This window comes from Duganella flavida, assembly GCF_009857445.1.
Classification (GTDB): domain Bacteria; phylum Pseudomonadota; class Gammaproteobacteria; order Burkholderiales; family Burkholderiaceae_D; genus Rugamonas; species Rugamonas flavida.
The window spans coordinates 406,768-429,763 of sequence record NZ_WWCN01000001.1 but is presented as its reverse complement, the minus strand read 5'-3'; the positions used below and the strand labels follow the sequence as shown (position 1 = coordinate 429,763).

11 protein-coding genes are annotated in these 22,996 nt (G+C 61.0%); 6 read left to right on the top strand and 5 right to left on the bottom strand.

All coding sequences use genetic code 11. From position 1 onward, the window contains the following. Positions 1-51 precede the first annotated feature (51 nt). Together rpoC and GTP46_RS01810 are read left to right on the top strand one after the other, a co-directional pair. On the top strand, positions 52-4,281 hold the full coding sequence (gene rpoC / locus GTP46_RS01815) for a DNA-directed RNA polymerase subunit beta' (protein WP_161004905.1): 4,230 nt from the start codon (positions 52-54) through the stop codon (positions 4,279-4,281). A gap of 157 nt (positions 4,282-4,438) precedes the next feature. After that, positions 4,439-5,053, top strand: a complete 615-nt coding sequence (locus tag GTP46_RS01810; protein ID WP_092281508.1) for a helix-turn-helix domain-containing protein — start codon at positions 4,439-4,441, stop codon at positions 5,051-5,053. Here the strand turns inward: GTP46_RS01810 and GTP46_RS01805 are convergent. Beyond that, a complete protein-coding gene (locus tag GTP46_RS01805; protein ID WP_161004904.1) occupies positions 5,019-6,395 on the bottom strand; it encodes a sensor histidine kinase in 1,377 nt (458 codons plus the stop codon). The two genes, GTP46_RS01810 and GTP46_RS01805, sit on opposite strands and share 35 nt — an antisense overlap. Before the next feature lie 166 nt (positions 6,396-6,561). Between GTP46_RS01805 and GTP46_RS01800 the strand changes: the two genes are divergently transcribed. Beyond that, complete coding sequence (locus GTP46_RS01800; RefSeq protein WP_229258758.1) at positions 6,562-6,975, top strand: acyl-CoA thioesterase; 414 nt, start codon at positions 6,562-6,564, stop codon at positions 6,973-6,975. A gap of 47 nt (positions 6,976-7,022) precedes the next feature. Here GTP46_RS01800 and GTP46_RS01795 read toward each other — a convergent pair whose 3' ends face one another. Continuing rightward, positions 7,023-8,831 carry a DUF885 domain-containing protein gene (locus GTP46_RS01795; RefSeq protein ID WP_161004903.1) on the bottom strand — a complete coding sequence of 603 codons (1,809 nt, stop codon included), beginning with the start codon at positions 8,829-8,831 and terminating at the stop codon, positions 7,023-7,025. A gap of 200 nt (positions 8,832-9,031) precedes the next feature. Here GTP46_RS01795 and GTP46_RS01790 point away from each other — a divergent pair, with 200 nt between their 5' ends. Further along, positions 9,032-9,688: a PEPxxWA-CTERM sorting domain-containing protein gene (locus GTP46_RS01790; RefSeq protein ID WP_229258757.1), complete on the top strand. Its 657-nt coding sequence runs from the start codon at positions 9,032-9,034 to the stop codon at positions 9,686-9,688. Between the two features lie 45 nt (positions 9,689-9,733). On the opposite strand, the gene GTP46_RS01785 is transcribed toward GTP46_RS01790, so the two are convergent. Both GTP46_RS01785 and GTP46_RS01780 read right to left on the bottom strand, forming a co-directional pair. Further along, positions 9,734-10,906 carry an HPP family protein gene (locus GTP46_RS01785; protein ID WP_161004902.1) on the bottom strand — a complete coding sequence of 391 codons (1,173 nt, stop codon included), beginning with the start codon at positions 10,904-10,906 and terminating at the stop codon, positions 9,734-9,736. 38 nt (positions 10,907-10,944) lie between these two features. Next, positions 10,945-11,421 (bottom strand): Lrp/AsnC family transcriptional regulator, encoded by a 477-nt coding sequence (locus GTP46_RS01780; protein ID WP_161004901.1) that lies wholly within the window; start codon positions 11,419-11,421, stop codon positions 10,945-10,947. Between the two features lie 99 nt (positions 11,422-11,520). On the opposite strand from GTP46_RS01780, the gene GTP46_RS01775 reads away from it, so the two are divergent. After that, the gene (locus GTP46_RS01775) at positions 11,521-13,599 is read left to right on the top strand and encodes an aminotransferase class V-fold PLP-dependent enzyme (protein WP_161004900.1); all 2,079 of its coding nucleotides are present in this window, start codon (positions 11,521-11,523) and stop codon (positions 13,597-13,599) included. Positions 13,600-13,745: 146 nt separating this feature from the next. Continuing rightward, the gene (locus tag GTP46_RS01770) at positions 13,746-22,439 is read left to right on the top strand and encodes a GH36-type glycosyl hydrolase domain-containing protein (protein WP_161004899.1); all 8,694 of its coding nucleotides are present in this window, start codon (positions 13,746-13,748) and stop codon (positions 22,437-22,439) included. On the opposite strand, the gene GTP46_RS01765 is transcribed toward GTP46_RS01770, so the two are convergent. Then, entirely contained in the window at positions 22,410-22,985 is a 576-nt protein-coding gene (locus GTP46_RS01765) for a TMEM165/GDT1 family protein (protein WP_161004898.1), read from the bottom strand. The two genes, GTP46_RS01770 and GTP46_RS01765, sit on opposite strands and share 30 nt — an antisense overlap. Between the last annotated feature and the right edge of the window lie 11 nt (positions 22,986-22,996).

Below are 22,996 nucleotides of genomic sequence, written 5' to 3'. Positions count from 1 at the left end.
GGCTGTCGCCGGCGGGGCAGTTTAAGAATTCATCACTACCTGGAGTGATACATGAAAGCACTGCTCGATCTATTCAAGCAAGTACAGACGAACGAGACCTTCGATGCAATCAAGATCGGTCTCGCCTCGCCTGAGAAAATCCGTTCGTGGTCCTACGGCGAAGTTAAAAAGCCGGAAACCATCAACTACCGTACCTTCAAGCCTGAGCGCGATGGTCTGTTCTGCGCCAAAATCTTTGGCCCGATCAAAGACTACGAATGCCTGTGCGGCAAGTACAAGCGCCTGAAACACCGTGGCGTGATCTGCGAAAAATGCGGCGTTGAAGTCACGCTGGCCAAAGTGCGCCGTGAGCGCATGGGCCACATCGAACTGGCGTCGCCAACCGCGCACATCTGGTTCCTGAAATCGCTGCCGTCGCGTCTGGGTATGGTGCTGGACATGACCCTGCGCGATATCGAACGCGTGCTGTACTTTGAAGCATATGTTGTGACCGATCCAGGCATGACCCCGCTGAAAAAGTGCCAGATCATGTCGGAAGACGACTACGCTGCCAAGTACGAAGAGTACGGCGACGACTTCACCGCCTTCATGGGTGCTGAAGGTATCCGCGAACTGCTGCGCTCGATCGACATCCACCGCGATGCCGAAACCCTGCGCGTGGAACTGAAGGAATCGAAGTCCGAAGCCAAGATCAAGAAATACGCCAAGCGTCTGAAAGTGCTGGAAGCGTTCCAGCGTTCGGGCATCAAGCCTGAGTGGATGATCATGGAAGTGCTGCCGGTGCTGCCACCGGAACTGCGCCCACTGGTACCACTGGACGGCGGCCGTTTCGCGACCTCGGATCTGAACGATCTGTATCGCCGCGTGATCAACCGTAACAACCGTCTGAAACGCCTGATGGAGCTGCGCGCTCCAGAGATCATCACGCGTAACGAAAAGCGTATGCTGCAAGAAGCAGTGGACTCGCTGCTGGACAACGGCCGTCGCGGCAAAGCGATGACCGGCGCCAACAAGCGTCCGCTGAAATCGCTGGCTGAGATGATCAAAGGTAAGGGCGGCCGCTTCCGTCAGAACTTGCTGGGTAAGCGCGTCGACTACTCGGGCCGTTCGGTGATCGTGGTGGGTCCACAGCTGAAACTGCACCAGTGCGGTCTGCCGAAGCTGATGGCGCTGGAACTGTTCAAGCCATTCATCTTCAACAAGCTGGAACTGATGGGTCTGGCGACCACGATCAAGGCTGCCAAGAAACTGGTTGAGATTCAAGAACCAGTGGTTTGGGACATCCTGGAAGACGTGATCCGCGAACACCCGATCATGCTGAACCGTGCACCAACCCTGCACCGTCTGGGCATCCAGGCTTTCGAGCCGGTCCTGATTGAAGGTAAAGCGATCCAACTGCACCCACTGGTCTGCGCGGCATTCAATGCTGACTTCGACGGTGACCAGATGGCAGTTCACGTTCCGCTGTCGATCGAAGCACAGATGGAAGCCCGCACCCTGATGCTGGCTTCGAACAACATCCTGTTCCCATCGAACGGCGAACCATCGATCGTTCCTTCGCAGGATATCGTGCTGGGTCTGTACTACGCGACCCGCGAAGCGATCAATGCAAAGAACGAAGGTATGCTGTTCCCTGACGTGTCGGAAGTCATCCGTGCTTACGACAACAAGGAAGTGGAACTGACCACCCGTATTACCGTACGTATCGTTGAGAATCCAAAAGATCCAGCGACGGGCGAATTCGTTCGCACCGTAACCCGTTACGAAACCACGGTTGGCCGCGCCATCCTGTCGGAAATTCTGCCGAAAGGTCTGCCTTTCTCGGTGCTGAACCGCGCGCTGAAAAAGAAAGAAATTTCGAAGCTGATCAACACCTCGTTCCGTAAGTGCGGTCTGCGCGCGACGGTCGTGTTTGCTGACCAACTGATGCAGTCGGGCTTCCGCCTGGCAACCCGCGCCGGTATTTCGATCTGCGTGGACGACATGCTGGTACCGCCACAAAAAGTCACCCTGATTTCGGCTGCAGAGTCCGAAGTCAAACAGATCGAGCAGCAGTACGCTTCGGGTCTGGTGACCGCCGGCGAGCGTTACAACAAGGTAGTCGACATCTGGGGCAAAACCTCGGATGAAGTCGGCAAGGCCATGATGGACCAGCTGAAAGTAGAAGACGTCATCAAGCGTGACGGCACCAAGTCGACCCAGGAATCGTTCAACGCGATTTACATGATGGCCGACTCGGGCGCACGTGGTTCGGCCGCACAGATTCGCCAGCTGGCGGGTATGCGTGGTCTGATGGCGAAACCGGATGGTTCGATTATCGAAACGCCGATTACCGCGAACTTCCGCGAAGGTCTGAACGTGCTGCAGTACTTCATCTCGACTCACGGCGCTCGTAAAGGTCTGGCGGATACGGCACTGAAAACGGCAAACTCGGGTTACCTGACCCGTCGTCTGGTCGACGTGACCCAGGATCTGGTGGTGATCGAAGATGATTGCGGCACCAGCAACGGTACCGTGATGAAGGCCATGGTTGAGGGCGGTGAAGTGATCGAAGCCCTGCGCGATCGTATCTTGGGCCGTGTGGCGGGTACTGACATCGTCAACCCAGAAACCCAGGCTACCCTGTTTGAAGCCGGCACGCTGCTGGACGAAGACATGGTGGAAGAGATCGAACGCGTTGGTATCGACGAAGTTAAAGTCCGTACCCCGCTGACTTGCGACACCCGCTTCGGCCTGTGCGCCAAGTGCTATGGTCGCGATCTGGGCCGCGGCATGCTGGTCAACTCCGGCGAAGCAGTCGGTGTAGTGGCAGCACAGTCGATTGGTGAGCCGGGTACCCAGCTGACCATGCGTACCTTCCACATTGGTGGTGCGGCATCGCGTGCAGCAGTGGCATCGTCGGTGGAAGCGAAGTCGAACGGTACCATCCGTTTCACCTCGACCATGCGTTACGTTACCAACGGCAAGGGCGCGCAAATCGTCATTTCCCGTTCGGGCGAAGTGCTGATCACCGACGACCACGGCCGTGAGCGTGAGCGTCACAAAGTGCCGTACGGCGCGACCCTGATCGTTAAAGATGGTCTGGTCATCAAGGCCGGTACTGCATTGGCAACCTGGGATCCGCTGACCCGTCCGATCATTACCGAGTACGCCGGTACGGTGCGTTTCGAGAACGTCGAAGAAGGCGTGACCGTAGCCCGTCAAGTCGACGAAGTAACCGGTCTGGCAACCCTGGTGGTCATCGATGCGAAGCGTCGTGGTTCGCTGACCAAGACCCTGCGTCCACAGGTCAAACTGCTGAACGAAGACGGCAACGAAGTGAAGATCGCCGGCACCGAACACGCCGTAGCGATTGGCTTCCAGGTCGGTGCGCTGATCATGGTGAAAGACGGCCAGGCGGTATCGGTGGGTGAAGTGCTGGCACGTATCCCAACCGAATCGCAGAAAACCCGTGACATTACCGGTGGTCTGCCACGCGTTGCTGAACTGTTCGAAGCCCGTTCGCCAAAAGACGCCGGCATGCTGGCGGAAGTGACCGGTACTGTGGCCTTCGGTAAAGAAACCAAAGGTAAGCAGCGTCTGGAAATTACCGACATGGACGGTAACAAGCACGAGTTCCTGATTACCAAGGATAAACAAGTGCTGGTCCACGACGGCCAGGTAGTGAATAAAGGCGAGATGATTGTTGACGGCCCAGCCGATCCACAAGATATTCTGCGTCTGCTGGGTATTGAAGCGCTGGCGCGTTATATCGTTGACGAAGTGCAGGACGTTTATCGTCTGCAGGGCGTGAAGATTAACGACAAGCACATTGAAGTCATTGTGCGTCAGATGCTGCGCCGTGTTCAGATCGTTAATGCTGGCGATACCAACTACATCGTTGGCGAGCAAGTTGAGCGTTCGGAACTGCTGGATGAAAACGATCGTGTGAATGCAGAGAATAAGATCCCTGCAACCTACGAAAACGTTCTGCTGGGTATTACCAAGGCATCGCTGTCGACCGATTCGTTTATCTCGGCCGCATCGTTCCAGGAAACTACCCGCGTTCTGACCGAAGCTGCAATTATGGGCAAACGCGATGGTCTGCGTGGTCTGAAAGAAAACGTCATCGTTGGTCGTCTGATTCCAGGCGGTACCGGTCTGGCATTCCACCGCGCTCGCAAAGAGAAAGAGCAGTGGGAAGTCGAAGAGCGTCAAGCTCTGCTGGCAGCTGAAAAAGCAGCCATGTCCGGCGGCGATGTGGAAACCACCGAAGTGGTTCCACACAGCGACGAAGCGTAATTAATCTGCGCTAAATAAAACGGCACCTTCGGGTGCCGTTTTTTTATTTATGAGCTTGCGGCCAAGCAAGAAGCGGCGATCTGTGTGTGGTGTTACACTGCGAATCTCTTTTCTTTTACATGCCAGCAAATAGTTCGTTCATGCTAAGATTTGGCTCATGATTGCTCAAGCCCTCTTCACTCCCGCCCAGCAAAAACTGCTGGGCTTGCTGTTTGTACGTGTCAATCAAGGCTTCCACTTGAATGAGATCATGCGCCTGACCGGACTGGGCAGCGCATCGGCGCAGCGTGAGCTGAAGCGGCTGCATGAGTCAGGTGTGATCGTGTCGGAGCGGATTGGCAATGTGCGCCGTTTTAAGCCGAACAAGGATTGCATCGTGTTCGGCGAATTGAGCGGTCTGGTGAAAAAAACCTTCGGCCTGGTCAGTGTGTTGAATTCGGCGCTGGCGCCGTTGCAGCATGTGCTGAATGTGGCCTTTGTTTATGGCGCCACCGCCAAAGAACACGAGGGTATGGATACTGCCGTTGAATTACTGCTGATTGGTGATAACACCAGTTACGGTGAATTATTATCCCGCTTGCCGGTTGCCGAACGTTTATTGCGTCGTAAAATCAATCCCAATCTTTATTCCATTCCCGATTTTAAACGCCGCCTGCGCGAACAACAGCCATTTATTCTGGAAGTTTTACGCGGTCAAAAGATTTATGTTTTAGGTGATGAAACTGATTTGGAAAAAGTCAGCGGCGATGATTTAAATCAATTGGTCGGGTAGGAAAAGATAAAGCGAAGCGCGTATATTTTCCAGCCTGCGATTCGCAATGAATATTCCCGCCAAACGCCGTAATCACTTTACGGCAAAACGCTAATCCCAAGCCAGTACCGCCGGTACTATAAAACGGTTCAAATACATGCGGCAATATATCGTCCGGAATTCCAGACCCAGTATCAGTCACGGTTAATTGTCGTCCCGCCAGCATAATCTCCAATTCGCCTCGCCCCGCCGATTTGATTGCGTGCAGGGCATTCTTGAACAGGTTGTACAGCACGTACACCAGCAGCACATCCGAGCCGAAGAAAGTGAAGTCTTCCGCCGCCCGCACCCGCACTTTTTCCCGCATCGACGTTTCAAACGGATAACTGGCCAGCGCCTCGTCCACGCATTTCTTGATGGAATGATTGGCAAAGTCACTACGGTTCAAGGTGCCGGCGCGCGCCGAGGCCAGCATCATGTCGACGATGAAATTGGAGCGGCTGATCTCATTTTCGATGTATTGATTGATCTGGTGTAAATATTGCACCTGCGCCAGCGACAGCGTTGGCGCCACCAGTTGGGCTTCCACTGCCCGCTGGTAGCCAGCCAACAAATCCGGCAAGCAACGGCTCAGGATGCGCGACTGGTTACGGATGGTGGCCAGCGGCGTGCGCATTTCGTGGGCGATGGTGGCGGCCACTTCCAGCGGATCGGCTAGCAGGTTGTAGCGCACCATCGCCTGCGCGATCAGGCCGAGGCTGGTGGCGACAAAAAGCACGCCTGGCGGGTAGAACTGCATGCCGTAGTTGCACAGGTAATCCACCGAAGCAAAAAAGTAGATCAGCAGGCTGACCAGGCAATAACGTAGCCGGGTGCGCTCAGTCGATACAGCCATGCGTTGCCGCAAATACAGCAACCACAGCCCGCGCCCGACCACCGCCGTCGTCTGCAGCAGGTGCAGCGGATGCAGCGGGCCGGCCTTGGGATAAAAGCCGAAGAAGTAGCGATAGACGCCGGCCACCAGCCAGTCGCTGGTGAGCAGCAGCACGCCCAGCACGCCCGCCACCGCGTAGGACAGCGCCACCCAGCGCCCCTCGCCGCGCTGCGCCGTCAGTTCGGCAATGAAGTGATACAGCGTGGTCGGTAGGAACAAGATCAGCAGGTAGCCCAGCTTGGCCAGCAACGCCGCTTCGTGCTCGTCATGCAGCTGGAACAGGATGGCCCAGGTGAATTGCCAGCAGAAGGTGGTGGTGCACAGCAGGAAGAAGGTCAGGCTGATGCGGCTGACGCCGCGTGAGTGCAGCACGTAGGCGCCGTAACACAGGAAAAGCAGGGAAACCACGGCTGGCAAGAGGGAGTGCATGGTGCTGGTTCCGAACGAGTTGGGAGGTCAGACAAGTATTGCGCTTGCCGAAGGAGCCCGCTTGTTTTTCGTCACACCCTTTGCGCTATATCAAACTTCCTTCACGCCAAGTCCCGCTTAGTAGTGCTGCCCGGCTGTCGGGCGACCACTTATAAGGAGCAACATCATGCTGATGCAAGTCACCAACCAAACCTTCACCCACTCGCTGACCATCTACCTGAAGGATTCCAACGCCTACGGCAATACCTACTTTGCGCGCTACTTTGAATGGCAGGGCATCTGCCGCGAAAAGTGGTTCTTCGAGTGTATATCGCGCGATATGCTGCAAAAAGAGGGCGTGTTCATCACCAAGCACGCGGAGCAAGACTATCTGCAGGAGACTTTTCCATTCCAGGAGATTGCCTGCGAGTTGAACGCATATGACGTCAAGAAGTGCTCATTCTGGCTGGAGTTCCGCTTTTATGCGGATGGCAAGCCGGTTTCGGTGGGACGCCAGCAGATTGTGTTTGCCAACCACGCCAAGCAGATCACGGCCCTGCCGGGCACGGTGATTGAGCGCATCAAGCAATATGTGAAGTAAAGGAGGAAAGGCGGGCCGGATGGCCCGCCTTGGACTGGCTTACAAAATTACTTTTGTGCCGCGATCCAGCGATCGACTTTTTCTTCCAGCAAGGCCAGCGGCAAGGTGCCATCGCTCAGCACCACGGCGTGGAAGGCCGGCAGGTTGAACTTGTCGCCCAGCGCTTTCTGCGCACGTGCGCGCAGTTGCTGGATCTTCAGCGAACCGACCTTGTAGCCCAGCGCCTGGCCTGGCCAAGCCATGTAGCGCTCGGTCTCGCTCTTGGCGACTACGTCGTAGCCCAGCGTGTCCTTCATGTACTGGATGCTCTGCTCACGGGTCCAGCCCTTGGCGTGCATGCCGGTGTCGACCACCAGGCGCACGGCGCGCAGCATTTCATCGTTCAGATGGCCGAAGTACTGGGCCGGATCGTCGAACAAGCCCATTTCCTTGCCCAGCGTTTCCGCGTACAGCGCCCAGCCTTCGGTGAAGGCATTGTTGCCGCCGAATTTGCGGAAGTTCGGCAGGTTCAGTTCCTGCGTCAGGGCGATGTGGAAGTGGTGGCCCGGTTTGCCTTCGTGCAGGAACAAGGTGGTCATGCCAGGGCTGCCGTACTTGGTCGGATCGTTGACTACCGACCAGAATACGCCCGGACGCGAACCGTCGCCGGCCGGTGCGGTGTAGTGGTCGGACGCGGTGGCACGGCTCAGTTCAGGCTCGAGGCGCAGGTCCAGCTTGGCTTTCGGGATCAGGGTGAACATTTGCGGCAGCTTGGTGTCGAGCACGTCGCTGAGCTTGTGATAGACCGCTTGTACTTCGTCTTCGGTCTTGAACGGGTAGAACTTGGCTTGCGCCGCCACCCACACCGGCAGGCCAGCGGCAGCACCGGTATAGCCCAGTTTCGGACCCAGCAGGGCAAATTCGGACTGGATGCGCGCGACTTCTTTCAGGCCGATCGCGTGGATTTCTTCCGGTTTGAGCGAGGTTGTCGTCGCGTTGGCGACACGGGCCTGATACCACGCGGCGCCATCCGGCAGGGCGCCGAGGCCGGTGGTGGTGCGGCAAGCCGGCAGGTAGTCGTTCTCGATAAAGGTGGCCAGGCGTGCCAGCGCAGGCATCAGCTTGTCGTTGATGGTCTGGCGGTAGGCGGCGGTCAGGCGCTGCTTGTCGGCGTCGGAGAACGAGGCCGGCAGCTTGCTGATCGGCGTGTAATAAATGCTGGCTTCCGGGGTAGCGCTCACCAGTTGCTTGAACTGTGGCAGGGCGGAGACCATCAGCGCCTTCGGCTGCGTCACGCCTTTTTTCATGCCGACACGCATATTGGCGATGGCTTGGTCGATCCATGCCGGCAGTTGCGATACGCGGCTCAGGTAAGCCTCGTACTCTTTCACGGTGCCGATCGGCTGCGACGCTTCGCCGCCTGCGTAGTTGGCGATGGTGACCGGCACGCTGTCCATCTGGCTCAACGGCAGCAGGTGCTCGGGGAAGCGCTCCATGGCGATCAGGCCGTTCAGCTCAAACTGCAGGATGTCGTAGTTGATGCGGTCTTTGTCGTCCAGCTGCGCGCGCGGGATAGCTTTCAGGCGCTGGGCAAACTGGCGGTATAGCTTGAATTGTGCGGCGCGCTTGCTCGGGGCGATGCTCAGGCCGAGCTGGTCGTCGAAACGGTTATCGCCGTTTTCAGTGGCGCCGATAGGCTCGAAGCGGGCAACGGCATCGTAGTACTGGTCGGCAATGACCAACAGGGCTTTGTGGATCGGTGTGGCGCTTACTTGCGGCGCCGGGGCAGCAGTCGCGGCGGTTGCGGCGCCCAACGGGGCGAAGGCCAGAGCGATAGCGGCGGCCAGCGGAGCGATGATGTTGCGGCGATACGTCATGTCTTGATCCTCGGTGTAACAAAGTTGGCCGACAGCATAAGCCATCAAAGGGCAAGCGCGGAGAACAAATTTGTATCAGCGACACATTGTTTTTTTAAGGCAATATTAGCTTCCAAATTGCCATTTATTTTGTCGATCCGATATCAAATGAGGAGTATGATCAACTCCCGTGGCACTACCAACAACATAGAGGGGGATGTATGAAAGGCTTGAAAAAAGCAGGCTTGGCGTTGGCCTTGATCGCGCCGTTGCAAGTGTTTGCAGCAGATACCGTCAACTGGACCAAGTGGGACAACGCCAGCACCGGCCAGTTCATGTTCGGCATGACCAACGTCACCGTCACCTACACCGGCGAAACCTTCGGCATGGATACCAGCGCATACATCTACGATGTGCCGTCATCGTTCACCAACGCCGAGGTGACCAATACGCCGGGCAGCAACGGCACCATCCTGATGTCGGGCGGCGGCCCGTATGTGGTGAACAATTTCCACTTCAGCTCGCCAGTGACGAATCCCTACCTCGATATGTTCAGTGTGGGACAAGGCGGTGTGCCGGTCAGCTTCGTGTTTCAGAACGGCAGTTTTACCATCCTCGCGCAGGGCAGCGGCCACTGGGGCGGCGGCACGTTGACGCAGAGTGGCATGACGGTAACCGGGGTGGAGGGTAACGGCCTGCTGAAGTTCAGCGGCACTTACACCGACATCAGCTTTATCACGCCGAACGGCGAGTACTACTACGGCGCCACGGTGGGCGGCATGGTCTCAGGAGTGCCGGAACCGGCAACCTACGCCATGTTGCTGGCCGGCCTGGGCCTCACGGGCGCACTGGCCCGTCGCAAGAATAAGCAACAATAATAGTGTGCCACGCCATTGGCCGCGCTTCGTGCGCGGCCTTTTTTATTAGGCGGCCGCTTCCGCGAAACGGCTTTCGTACAGCGCCGCCACCAGGTCCGATTGCGTGACAATGCCGACAAATCGCTGCTCTTCATCGACGATGGGGATGTGGTGGAAGCCCGAGTCCGCCATCAGCGGCACCAGGTCGACGATAGGCGTGTCGATGCGCGCGGTGGTTGGATGCGCGCTCATGATCTGGCCCACGACTTCGGCTTTTTCCGTGTGGGTTACGCCGCTCTTGCGCAGGAATCGACGCAGTTGCTGGCGTATGCTACGGTAGTTGTCGAGTCCGCCATGTTCGAGGAAATCGGTTTGGGTGGCGATGCCGATCACGCGCCGCGCGCGGTTCAGCACCGGCAGTGCCGCCACGCGGTGGGCGCGCATTTGCGACCACGCTTCTGCTAATTCAGTGCCGAACTCAGCGCTGACCACGTCGCGCGACATGATGTCGGCGCAGCTGATGATACCGAAGCGGCGCTGGTAGGCGCGCTGCTCGGTCTGCATGAACAGCGATTCGAGGTCGTCGCGGCTGATGTCCAGCACTTGATTATGTTGCTGCAGCACGGCGTCCAGGTCTTCCGGCTTGAAGCCCAGCCGCACGGTTGGGACCGTGTCTTTGGTGGCATGCGGATTCATATGCGGATTCTGCTGCTGGTGCGGATAGCTGCGGCCGGTCAGGTTGTTGTAGGTGACGGCCATCAGCACCAGCAGGATGGAATCGGCCAGCACGGTCATCAGCACAAATTCAAAGCCAGCCGCCTGCACCGCGGTGCCGCCGATCACCGTGGTCAGCGCCACCGCACCGCCGGGCGGATGCAGGCAGCGCATCACAAACATGGCGGCAATCGCACCGCCGCACGCGGCGCCGGCCAGCAGCGGCAAGGGCAAGCTGGTGCCCAGCCAGCGCACGCAGGCCACACCCACCAGTCCGCTGATGACGTTGCCGCCGATCACAGACCAGGGCTGCGCCAGCGGACTGGCCGGCAGCGCAAACAGTAGCACCGAGGAAGCGCCGATCGGCGCCACCAGGAAGGCCACCGCGTGGGTCGATTGCAGCAGCGCCTTGCTGAGCATGGTCGTCAGCATGATGCCGATCAGGGCGCCGACGGCGGCGCGCAGCTGTTCACGGCGGTTGGCGGTGGTCGGGCTGGGCAGCCAGCTGGCAAACAAGGCGCGCATGGGCTTAATCAAGTATTTAAAAGATGCATTATCGCACTTTATTGGTGCGAGACCAGTCCGAGCGGCAGCGAGGTGGTGATCTTGATCTGTTCCATCGAAAACGCCGAGGACACCCCGGTGAGCTGCACGGATTTAATCAGTTTCTTATAAAAACGGTCATATCCTTCGATATCGCTGGTAACCACCTTTAACAGGTAGTCAATATCGCCGCTCATGCGGTGGAATTCCTGCACCTCCGGCAGCGCCGCCACGGCGTCGGCAAAGCGCGCGAACCAGTTTTCGTCGTGCTGGGTGATACGGATGCTGACAAACACCGTCACCGGCAAGCCCACTTTGCGGCGGTTGATAATCGCCACGCGATTCTCGATAAAGCCTTCCTCTTCCAGTCGGCGCAGGCGTTTCCAGCACGGCGTGGAAGACAGGCCGATCTGTTCGCTGAGTTGGGCCACGGACAGCGTGCCATCGCGCTGCAAGGCATCCAAAATCGCGTAATCGTAGCGGTCAAGTTGGTTCATTCTAATAAATGGCAAATAAAAGCATAAAACATCTACATTCTATGCCTGAAGGCGATACTTTGGTACGTCTATTTCAGTTCCAGTGAGTAAGCTATACGCATGACTACCGAAATCTATCTCGACAGCAACGCCACCAGCGTTGTTCTGCCTGCCGCCATCGAAGCGGCCACCGACGTCATGCGCCAGCGCTACGGTAATCCGAGCAGCACGCACGCCACCGGTCTGCAAGCCAAAGCGATCCTGGACGAGGCCCGTGCCTGCGCTGTGCGTCTACTAGGCGTGGGCAATGGCCGCCTGATGTTCAACAGCGGCGCCACCGAAGGCATCCAGACGTCCGTACTGTCGGCACTGGTGTCACTGCGCGAACGCCGCGATGCGGGCGAAGCCATCGGCTCGCTGCTGGTCTACGGCGCTACCGAACACAAAGCCGTGCCAGAAAGCCTGGCGCACTGGAATCGCCTGCTGGGCCTGAACCTGACACTGCACAAACTGCCGGTCGATCATGACGGCGCTCACAGCCTGCAAGCGCTGCGCGAAGTCGCGCTGCAAGCGGCCATGGTGTGCACCATGGCGGCCAACAACGAAACCGGCGTGGTCAGCGACCTGGCCGGCATCGCCTCGGTACTGGCCGCCAGCAAAGCGCTGTGGATGGTCGACTGCGTGCAGGCGCTGGGCAAGCTCAAGCTGGATCTGTCCTCTACGCGCATCGATTACGCACCGTTCTCCGGCCACAAACTGTACGCGCCGAAGGGCATCGGCATGCTGTACGTGCGCACCGGCGCGCCGTTCACGCCGTTGATCATGGGCGGCGGACAGGAAGGCGGCCAGCGCTCTGGCACCGAGAACATGGCTGGCATCGCCGCGCTGGGCGCGGTGCTGTCGGCGTTGGAACGCGGCGATACCTTCCGCAGCAATGAAGAACTGCATAGCTTCCGCGCACGCCTGGCCGAGAGCTTGCGTGCCGCGCTGCCGGGCGTGGTGTTCAACAACCCGTTCGACAAATGCCTGCCGACTACGCTGAATTTTGCCGTGCCCGGCCTGTCGAGCCGTGAGCTGATGGATGTGTTCGACGCCGCCCAGGTGCGCGTCAGCGCCGGCAGCGCCTGCTCCTCGTCCAAGGCCGCACCAAGCTACGTGCTGGACGCGATGGGATTACCGCTGTGGCGCAGTGCCGGCGCCATCCGCATGTCCTTCGGTCCACTGGCCGACGAAGCCACCATCGCCGCCGCTTGCAAGCGCATCGAACGCTGCGGTGAAGCGCTGCGCGCCAGCTGCCTGATTCCATCCGAACGCCCGGCCGCGCCGCACGACGGCTTGTTGCAACTGGGCGTGGAAGGCGCGTGCAGCTGGATGGTGCTGGACGCCGCCAGCCGCAGCTGCATCGTCATCGATCCGCTGCCGGACCATGTGGCGCGCATCGAATCCTATGTGCGCTGCCAGGGTTATAAAGTACAAGCCATCGTCAGCACCTTGCCGAACGCCGGCCGCGCCATGCTGATTGATGCGCTGGGCCGTCACTTCAACCACCACACGGAAGCCGACGAGTACGGCTGTCCACTGCAAGCCGCCAGCATCACGCTGGCCAACGGCGCCAGCGCCGGCACCATCGCACTCGGTGCGCAAGTGCTGGCCTGCGTGCACTGCGGCACCGGCGACGAGTTGCGTGCCTACCTGCTGGGCACGCCGCAAGGAACGGTATTGCCGGCCGCATCGGTGCGTTTCGCCTTCAGCGCGCGTCCGGCGCAGCAGGCGCTGCGTGCCGTTAGCGTCGAGCAAACGCTGCTGTGTCCAACGCGCGATGAGCACAACCAGTTCTGCACCATCGCCGCACCGGTGACTGCGCTGGCCGCCGATGCCCAGCTGGACAGCCGCGCGCTGGAGGCTTTCCTGCAAGCCCATCCGGATGCGCGCCTGGTGGATGTGCGCGAGCCGTATGAGTTCGCCGCCACCGTGGCGCCATCGCCGGCTGGCCGCGCCGCGCTGAGCGTGCCGCTGGGCCGGCTGGCTGAATTCGCCAGCGAGTGGCTGCGTGCAGAGCAAACGCCGCTGGTGTTCTTCTGCCGCAGCGGCAACCGCAGCATGAAGGCGGCCCAATGCCTGCGTCGCCTGGGCCACCAGCATGCTTACAGCCTCAACGGAGGCCTGGCGCTGGCGCCGCCGCTGCCCCTCGCTGCATAAGGCAGCAAGCCGCAACCGAACAGGCCGCTGATGCGGCCTGTTTTTTTGCCAACCTCCTTCTGTACGCCAGCGTACAGTCGTATGCCGTGCGCCACCGTACCATCGCTTGGACCATACTTTTATTCGCAGACATGAAGGCGAGGTCCATGTTGAACAACTTCCATTCCCTGTTGCGCGCGCTTGCGCCCGGTTTTCGTGAATCGCCGTCCGGCTCCCTGCTGTCTGACGAAGACGATGAAGACCTGCCGTTGCGGGGGGAACTGTTCAGCGCCGCGCAAATGGCCGCGCACGGCAAGACGCTGGCCCGGCATCATGAACTGAGCAAGCGCGGCGGGCGTGACCGCCTGCTATCGCGGCTGGCGGAAAACGCCGCCGTCATCGACTCCACGTGCGACGAGCTCACCGCCGCCGTTAAAAGTGGCCGTCAGATCACACCCGCTTCGGAATGGCTGCTCGATAACTTCTACCTGATCGAAGACCAGATCCGCATTGCGCGCCGCCACCTGCCCAAGAACTACAGCAAGGAGCTGCCACGCCTCGGCAAGGGTGCCTCGGATGGCTGCCCGCGCGTGTACAAAATCGCGCTGGAGATCATCGCGCATGGTGATGGCCGCGTGGATCCGGAATCCCTGTGCCGCTTTGTCGACGCCTACCAGGAAGTGGCCACGCTGAAGCTGGGCGAGCTGTGGGCGATTCCCATCATGCTGCGCCTCGCATTGATCGAGAACCTGCGCCGCGTGGCTGCGCGCGTGGCCGAGAACCGCATCCAGCGCGACCTCGCCAACAGCTGGGCCGACCAGATGACGGACATCGCGGAAAAAAATCCCAGCGGCCTGATTTTGCTGGTGGCCGACATGGCCCGTTCCAATCCGCCCATCACCAGCGGCTTCGTGGCTGAACTGGCGCGCCGCCTGCAAGGACAAAGCCCGGCGCTGACCCTCGCGCTAACCTGGATCACGCACCGCCTCGCCGAATCCGGCCAGACCATCGAGCAGCAGATACAGTCCGAGATTCAGCTGCAAGCAGCCGAACAAGTCTCGCTGGCCAACAGCATTGGCAGCCTGCGCTTCCTCGGCACCATGGACTGGCAGGAGTTTGTCGAGACCATGAGCGTGGTCGAACAAACGCTGCGCCAGGACCCGGCCGACATCTACGGCAAAATGGAATTCTCCACGCGCGATCAGTACCGCCATGCGATAGAAAAAATCGCCAAGCGCTCGCGCTTCTCGGAAGTGGAAGTGGCGCAGCAAGCCTTGCAGCTGGCGCTCAACCACCACGGCACGGGCGACGCGCGCCACGGCCACGTGGGCTTCTACCTGATCGGCGGCGGCCTGGCCGCGCTGGAACGGCAGGCCGGCATGCGCCGTCCGTGGCTGGAAGCCTTGCAGCAAACCTCGCGCGCCTCGCCACTCACTTCCTATCTCGGCGCGATTGCCGCGATAGCACTGGTGTGCACCGCCTTGCTGCTGGAGCGCGCATCCTTCCATGGCGTGCACGGCTTCGTGTTGTTTGCGCTGGGCGTACTGGCGCTGCTGGGCAGCAGCCAGCTGGCGCTCAGCCTCGTTAACTGGTTTGCCACGCTGGTCACGCGTCCCCATCCCTTGCCGCGCATGGACTTCAAGAACGGCATTCCTGCCGACGCGCGCGCGCTGGTGGTGGTACCCACGCTGGTCTACAGCAAGGCGAATATCGAACAGCTGTTTGAGCAGATGGAAGTACGCTTCCTCGCCAACCGCGATCCGAACCTGAAGTTTTGCCTGCTGACCGACTTCGCCGACGCCCGCGCCGAAAAGCTGCCCGAGGACGATCAACTGGTCGAGCAGATGAAGCGCTGTACCGCCCACCTGAATCACAAGTACCCGGACAGCCAACCCTTCCTGCTGCTGCATCGTCCACGCATGTGGAATCCGCAGGAAGGCGTGTGGATGGGCTATGAACGCAAGCGCGGCAAGCTGGAAGACCTGAACCGCTACCTGCGCGGCGGTGCGCGCGAAAAATTCTCAGTGGTGGTGGGCGATACCAGCGATCTGGAAAGCATCCGCTACGTCATCACGCTGGACACCGATACCCAGCTGCCGCGCGACGCCGCCGCGCAATTCGTCGCCACCATGCAGCATCCGCTCAACCGCCCGCATGTCGACGTGGAGCGCGGCCGCGTGACGGAAGGCTACGGCATCCTGCAGCCGCGTGTGGCGGTCAGCCTGCCGAGCGAGCACGCCTCGCGCTATGAAAAACTGTGCGGCGGCGAGCCGGGCATCGATCCCTACACGCGCACCGTGTCGGACGTGTATCAGGACGTGTTCTTCGAAGGCTCCTTCATCGGCAAAGGCATCTACGATGTGGACGTGTTCGAGCAAGTGTTGGGCGGCCGCCTGCCGGAAAACAAAATCCTCAGCCACGACCTGCTGGAAGGCTGCTACCTGCGCGCCGGCTTGCTCAGCGACGCGCAGCTGTACGAAGAATATCCTGCCCGTTACAGCGATGATGTGAGCCGCCGCCAGCGCTGGATCCGCGGCGACTGGCAGTTGATCGGCTGGCTCGCTGGCCGCGTGCCTGGGCGTGGCGGCAAGCGTGAAAAGAATCCGCTGTCGTTGCTGTCACGCTGGAAGCTGTTCGACAACCTGCGCCGCAGCCTGACCGCACCGGCCCTGGTGCTGTCGCTGATTACCGCGTGGCGCTGGCTGCCGGAGCCATGGATGTGGACTGGCGCTGCGCTGGCGGTGATCTTCGTGCCGCCGGTGGTCAGCATGCTGTATGACCTGTGCCGCCGCCCGCGCGACACCTTGTGGAGCCAGCATTTTCGCGCCGCGCTGCGCCGCGGCGGCATGCATTTTTCGCATGCCATCCTGATGCTGGTGTTCCTGCCGTACGAAGCCTATTTCAGCATGGACGCGATCGTGCGTAGCCTGTGGCGTTCGCTGGTGTCGCACCGCCGCCTGCTGGAGTGGCGTGCTTCGGCGCTGGTACGCCAGTCCGACGGTGCGGCCAGCACGTGGCGCACCATGTGGATTTCGCCGACGCTGGCGCTGTTTGTCGGCGGCGCTCTGCTGGGATGGCATCCTGCCAGCCTGCCGGCAGCGGCGCTGTTCCTGCTGGCGTGGCTGGTGGCGCCGGCGGTGGCCGACTGGATCAGCCGCCCGATCGAGCGCCAACAGGCGCAGCTTTCCACCGAGCAGCACCAGTTCCTGAACCAGCTGGCGCGCCGCACCTGGGCTTATTTCGACCGCTTCGTCGGCCCAGAGGACAACTGGCTACCACCCGATAATATGCAGGAGCATCCGGTGCAGGTCATCGCCCACCGCACCTCGCCCACCAACATCGGCATGGCCTTGCTGGCCAATCTGACGGCCTGTGATTTCGGCTACATCACGGTAGGACAGATGATGGAGCGCACCACCAATACGCTGGACAGCATGGATAAGCTGGAGCGCTACCAGGGCCACTTCTATAACTGGTACGACACGCAGACCCTTAAGCCGCTGCAGCCGGTCTACATCTCGACGGTGGACAGCGGCAATCTGGCCGGCCACCTGCTAACCTTGCAGCCCGGCCTGACCGGTTTGTACGACGCGCCGATACTCGGCCCGCAAATCGTCGAAGGGATTATTTCCACCGCGCGCGTGCTGGATGAAACACTGAGCGAGTCCGGCGCCAGCACGGTGCTCAACGCGCTGATGCCGACGCCTGATACCTCCAACCTGCAGCAGCTGCGCGCATGGCTGCTGCGGGTCGATGCGGCGGCGGACGACCAGCTGCAACGCGCCGCCGCTCATAGCGAAGCAGGCGATGCATGGTGCCGCTCCCTGATCCAGCAGTGCCGCTCCGCACTGGACGAATTGGCGCTGCTCACGCCTTGGGCCGCGCTATCGCCCGATGCGGTATTCGACACCAGCATGACGCGCATGCCGACCTTGCGCGAACTGGCGGGCCTGGCGCGTGCCAGCGCCACCGTCGCAACAGTGGCGAGCGATCTCGCACCGGCGGAACGCGAACGCCAGCAGCAACTGGCGCAGCTGTTTGAAAAAGGCAGCACCGCCGCGCACGAACGCATGCGCGCACTGGCCGACATGGCGCTGCGCTGCGGCGCATTCGCCCAAATAGAATATGGCTTCCTGTACAACCAGACCACCAACCTGCTGGCCATCGGCTACAACGTCAGCGAGCGCCGGCTGGACGCCAGCTATTATGATTTGCTGGCCTCCGAAGTGCGCCTTGCCAGCTTCGTCGCTATCGCCCAAGGGCAGCTGCCGCAGGAGCACTGGTTCGCGCTGGGCCGTCAGCTGTGCATCGTAGCCGGCAAGCCGGTGCTGCTGTCGTGGAGCGGCTCCATGTTCGAGTACCTGATGCCGCTGCTGGTAATGCCGACTTATCCAAGCACGCTGCTCGACCAAACTTACCATTCCGTGATCGACGCGCAAATCGACTACGGCAAGCGCCGCAACGTGCCGTGGGGGATATCCGAATCCGGCTACAGCACGGTGGACGCCAGCCTCAATTACCAGTATCGCGCGTTCGGCGTGCCAGGACTGGGGCTGAAACGCGGCCTGGCCGACGATCTGGTGATCGCGCCATACGCCAGCATGATGGGACTGATGGTGCAACCAGAAGCCTCCTGCGCCAACCTGCAGAAAATGGCGGAACTTGGCTTCATGGGCCGCTATGGTTTTTACGAAGCGATCGATTACACCACCTCGCGCCTGCCGCGCGGACAGGCTTATGCCGTGGTCCGTTCCTTCATGGTGCACCACCAGGGGATGGGCTTCCTGGCCTTGAGCTACCTGCTGCACGATCGCCCGATGCAGCGCCGCTTCGAATCGGACCCGCTGCTGCAATCGGCCTTGCTGATGCTGCAGGAACGCAGCCCGCAAGCCGGCGCCTTCTACTCCAACACCACCGAGCTGGCAGCCATCCGCAACAATGCGCCCGACCAGTCGATGCCGATGCGCGTACTGACGCAGACGGCGACGCCGGTGCCGGAAACGCAGCTGCTGTCGAATGGCCGCTATCACGTCATGGTCACCAACGCCGGCGGCAGCTACAGCCGCTGGAAAGACCTGGCCGTGACGCGCTGGCGCGAAGACAGCACGCGCGATAACTGGGGCAACTTCTGCTACGTGCGTGATGTGGAGGACGGCAAATTCTGGTCCACTACCTACCAGCCTACGCTGGTGGAGCCGCGCAAATTCGAAGTGATCTTCTCCGAAGGCCGCGCTGAGTTCCGGCGTTCCGACCACCACATCGACCTGTACACCGAAATCGTGGTCTCGCCGGAAGACGATATCGAATTGCGCCGCACCCGCATCACCAACAAGAGCGACCGCGTACGCACCATCGAAGTGACCAGCTTTGCCGAAGTGGTCATGGCGCCGGCCGCCGCCGACAATGCGCATCCGGCCTTCAGCAAACTGTTTGTGCAGACTGAAATCCTGCGCGATGAAAACGCCATTCTTTGCACGCGCCGTCCGCGCGGACAGGGCGACATCATGCCGTGGCTGATGCACTCGGTGATGGTGCACGATGCGCCGGTGCTGGACGTGTCGTTTGAAACCGACCGCTCGCGCTTTATTGGCCGTGGCAACACCGCCGCCGCGCCGGACGCCATGCTGCACGAGGGCCCGCTCAGCGGCAGTGAAGGCTCGGTACTCGATCCGGTGGTGGCAATCCGCTACACCATCACGCTGCAGCCTGACCAGTTTGCGACGGTGGACATCGTCACCGGCATGACCGAACAGCGCGAAACGGCGCTACACCTGATCGACAAATACCAGGACCGCCATCTGGCTGACCGCGTGTTCGAACTGGCGTGGACCCACAGCCAAGTGGTGCTGCGCCAGCTGAACGCCAGCGAGGCCGACGCGCAGCTGTACGGCCGTCTGGCCAACTCGGTAATCTATCCGAATGCGGCCTTGCGCGCCGATGCTTCCACGCTGATGAAAAACCAGCGCGGCCAGTCTGGCCTGTGGGCCTACGCGATTTCCGGCGACCTGCCGATCGTACTGCTGCAAATTAAAGACCCGGCCAACATCGAGCTGGCGCGCCAGATGGTGCAGGCACACGCCTACTGGCGCTTGAAAGGGCTGGTGGTGGATTTGGTGATCTGGTACGAAGACCAATCCGGCTACCGCCAGGCCTTGCACGACCAGATCATGGGCCTGATCGCCTCCGGCATTGACGCGCAAGCCATCGACCGGCCGGGCGGCATCTTTGTGCGCCTGGCCGACCAGATCGCGAACGAAGACCGGGTGTTGCTGCAATCGGTAGCGCGCGTGATCATCAGCGATGCGCGCGGCACATTGGCGGAGCAGATCAAACGTCCCGCCGCGCCGGCCATGCGCATGCCGCCGCTGCAAGCCGACAGCCGCGGTGAATATGCGGACGCCGGCCCCGCCACGCATCCGGCGCGCGGGCTGGTACTGGAAAACGGCATCGGCGGCTTCACGCCGGATGGCCGCGAATACGTGATCACCACCAGCGATGCGCAGCGTACGCCAGCACCGTGGTCCAACGTGCTGGCCAACCCGCAGTTCGGCAGCGTGATTTCGGAAAGCGGCCAGGCCTACACCTGGCACGAGAACGCGCACGAATATCGCCTCACGCCGTGGCACAATGATCCAGTCAGCGACGGCAGCGGCGAGGCCTTCTACCTGCGCGATGAGCAGAGCGGCCAATTCTGGTCGCCTACCGCCTTGCCGGCGCGCGGCAGCGGCGAGTACATCACGCGCCACGGTTTTGGCTACAGCGTGTTTGAACACATCGAAGCCGGCATCCACAGCGAGATGACCACCTTCGTCGCCGTCGATGCGCCAATCAAATACACCGTGCTAAAAGTGCGCAACGATTCGATGGTGTCGCGCCGCTTGTCGGCCTTCGGCTACGTCGAGTGGGTGCTGGGCGATATGCGCTCCAAGTCCGGCATGCACATCATCACCGAGGCTGATCCGGTCAGCGGCGCGCTGTTCGCCAAGAACGCCTACAACACGGAGTTCAGCGGCCGCGTGGCCTTCTTCAATTGCGATGCAACGATGCGCACCGTCAGCGGCGACCGCACGGAATTCGTCGGCCGCAACGGCACGCTGGATGCACCGGCGGCGCTGCGCCGTTCGCGCCTGTCGGGCAAGACCGGCGCAGGCCTCGATGCCTGCGCTGCCATACAAGCGCCGTTCGACCTGCTGCCAGGCGAGGAGCGCGAAATTGTGTTCGTGCTGGGCGTGGGCGGGCGTCGCAATGCGGACGCCAGCAGCCTGGTGGAAAAACACCGCAGCGCCGGTGCCGCGCACGATGCGCTGGCCGCCGTGCACGCGCATTGGGAAGAGGTGCTAAGCGCAGTGCGCATCGAAACGCCGGAACCGGAGCTGGACGTCCTCGCCAACGGTTGGCTGATGTACCAGACCATCGCTTGCCGCATCTGGGCGCGCAGCGGCTACTACCAGTCCGGCGGCGCATTCGGTTTCCGTGACCAGCTGCAGGACGCCATGGCCACCATTCACACGCAGCCGCAGCTGCTGCGCGATCAATTGCTGCTGTGTGCTGCGCACCAGTTCCATGAAGGCGATGTGCAGCACTGGTGGCATCCGCCGTCGGATCGCGGCGTGCGCACGCACTGCTCGGACGATTATCTGTGGCTGCCGCTGGGAGCATGGCGCTACGTCATCGCCACCGGCGATACCGCCATCCTCGATGAAACCGCGCCTTATCTGGAAGGGCGTCCTGTCAAACCGGAAGAAGATTCCTACTACGATTTGCCGGGCCGTTCGGGCGAGCATGGCACGCTGTACGACCACTGCGTGCGCGCCATCCGCAATGGCTTGCGTTTCGGCCAGCACGGCTTGCCGCTGATCGGCTCCTGCGATTGGAACGACGGCATGGACAAGGTAGGCGAGCATGGCAAAGGGGAGAGCGTGTGGCTGGCCTTCTTCCTGTGCGAGGTGCTGAAGCGCTTTGCCGAAGTGGCTGACCTGCGGCACGACGATGCCTTCGCTGCCGAGTGCCGCGAACAGGCGCGTAGCATCGCCGCCAATGTCGAGCAGAATGCGTGGGACGGCGAGTGGTATCGCCGCGCCTATTTCGACGATGGCACGCCGCTGGGATCACACACCAATGAGGAATGCCAGATCGATTCGATCTCGCAAAGCTGGGGCGTGCTGTCCGGCTCCGCCGACCCGGTGCGGGTGCGCGGCGCGATGGAGCAGGTCAACCAGCGCCTGGTGCGGCGTGATTCGGGCATCATCCAGTTGCTTGATCCGCCGTTCGACAAGGCCGGGCCGAATCCCGGCTACATCCGCGGCTACGTGCCGGGTGTGCGTGAGAACGGCGGCCAGTACACGCACGCCGCCATCTGGACTGCGATGGCCTTTGCGCGATTGGGTGAAACGGAACGGGCATGGGAACTGGCGCGCATGATCAATCCGGTGCAGCATGCAGCCACGCCGGAAAAGAGTGCGCGCTACAAGGTGGAGCCGTACGTGGTGACGGCGGACGTGTATGCGGTGGCGCCGCATGTGGGGCGCGGCGGCTGGAGCTGGTACACCGGTTCGTCCGGTTGGATGTACCGCCTGATTATCGAGTCGCTGCTGGGGCTCACGCGCACGGCCACGCATCTCAAGTTGGAACCGCGCATGCCGGCGGGGTGGAACAGCTTCACGCTGTCCTATCGCCACGCCAGCACCACGTATGAAATCCGCGTGGTGCGAAGCGGCGGCGACACGCCATCGCTGACGGTAGATGGCGTGCCGCAGCACGACCAGATGATCGAGCTGCGCGACGGTGGCGGTTTGCTGCAGGTGGAACTGCTGCTGCCGCAAGCGTCAGGCTTAGACGCCCAGGCTAGCCCCGGCGCCTAACAGCGTGGCCACGCCCAGCACCGCGAAGATCAGCGCCGCGATGCTGTGCACCAGCTTGAGCGAAATCTTGTTGGCGATCTTGTCACCGAAGTACACGGCCGGCACGTTCGCCAGCATCATGCCCAGCGTGGTGCCGCACACCACAGCGACAATGCTGTCATAGCGTGCCGCCAGTGCCACGGTGGCCACCTGTGTCTTGTCGCCCATCTCGGCCAGGAAGAACGCGATCAGGGTGGTGAGGAACACGCCGTACTTGGCCAGTTCGGTGTCTTCGTCATCCAGCTTGTCCGGCACCAGCGTCCACGCGGCCATCGCGAGGAAGGATGCGCCCAGCACCCAGCGCAAAATCTCAGGCCCCATCAAGCTGGTGATCCATGCGCCGATGGCAGCGGCAAACGCGTGGTTGGCGATGGTGGCGACAAAAATCGCGGCGACGATAGGTAGCGGACGGCGGAACCGGGCGGCAAGAACAAATGCGAGCAGCTGGGTTTTGTCGCCGATTTCTGCGAGGGCGACGATGCCGGTAGAGACGAGGAAGGCTTCCATGTGTGTGTATG